Source organism: Pacificoceanicola algae, from assembly GCF_049341065.1.
Lineage (GTDB): Bacteria > Pseudomonadota > Alphaproteobacteria > Rhodobacterales > Rhodobacteraceae > Pacificoceanicola.
Genome location: NZ_JBMPIX010000079.1, coordinates 1 through 516, shown reverse-complemented (window position 1 = coordinate 516; position 516 = coordinate 1). Strand labels below are relative to the sequence as shown.

1 pseudogene is annotated in these 516 nt (G+C 56.8%); it reads left to right on the top strand.

Going from position 1 to position 516, the window contains the following annotated elements:
- Nucleotides 1-76: 76 nt before the first annotated feature.
- A pseudogene (locus ACOYQJ_RS26265) lies at nt 77-427 on the top strand (IS3 family transposase); the annotation flags it as partial.
- Nucleotides 428-516: the final 89 nt, after the last annotated feature.

Genomic DNA, 516 nt, shown 5'->3' with positions numbered 1-516 from the left:
GCAAGCAGCGCGGACGGCGCTGCGGTCGAAACCTGAATGCTGGTAGACTGTGATATTCCCCAGAGGGAACTCGAGCACCCGTCCAGCCAGCCGCCGACAGCGGTCTGACTTGGTCACTCTGGCGCATATCGAACAACAATCTCGTCTCGGCTTGGGCAGCTATGGCAGGCCACGGATGACCGAAGAGCTGAAAGAGATCCGATTGGATATCGGTCATCGCTGTGTCGGGCGTTTGATGCGTCAGAATGGCATATCAGTGGTCAGGACACGCAAACACAAGGTCACAACTGATAGCGACCACAAGTTCAACATTGCGCCAAACCTGCTTGATCGCGACTTTGTGGCTGACCATCCGAACCAGAAATGGGCTGGTGACATCAGTTACGTTTGGACAGGTGAGGGCTGGTTGTACCTGGCGCTCGCCATTGTCTTCGGACCATGTATGGATGGCTCCCGCGGGTCAAGGGTTGATCGGTTGGTTCTGGCGTTTGGTCGGGTGCGGCCATGTATACGGCG